2 protein-coding genes are annotated in these 281 nt (G+C 39.9%); both read right to left on the bottom strand.

The genetic code is table 11. The annotated features are described in order from the left end of the window. Window positions 1–175, bottom strand: a 175-nt coding sequence (locus AAEZ03_RS29340; RefSeq protein WP_502947966.1) for an IS1/IS1595 family N-terminal zinc-binding domain-containing protein, incomplete at its 3' end; no start/stop codon positions are given. Continuing rightward, window positions 91–281: hypothetical protein (locus AAEZ03_RS26980; RefSeq protein WP_350582880.1), on the bottom strand; the 191-nt coding region annotated here is incomplete at its 5' end. The genes AAEZ03_RS26980 and AAEZ03_RS29340, both read right to left, overlap by 85 nt.

The following is a 281-nucleotide window of genomic DNA, read 5'->3' as shown; positions in this document are numbered from 1 at the left end:
GAGTGTATTCCGTCCAAAGGGTTTGGTTATTGAGTCTTTTGCCACCTAAAAACTGCCGTCTGCAAGCTAGACATTGATACTGTTGTTTGCCTAGCTTGAGTCCGTTCTTTTTAGTGTGTTTATCACGACAAAAAGGGCAGTTTTTTGATTCATGGCGTTCATTCCTTGCAAATATAGACAGTATATAGCGTTAGACCCTATGACAGCATGAATAATGTCCATTACACCTAATTGACGTAGAATGAGCATAAAAAAAGGGTTGCCAATGGCAGCGCTTTTTT

It is taken from the genome of Pseudomonas sp. HY2-MNA-CIBAN-0224 (assembly GCF_040310285.1).
In the GTDB taxonomy this organism is placed as follows: domain Bacteria; phylum Pseudomonadota; class Gammaproteobacteria; order Pseudomonadales; family Pseudomonadaceae; genus Aquipseudomonas; species Aquipseudomonas helleri.
This window is presented reverse-complemented; position numbering and strand designations above follow the sequence as displayed.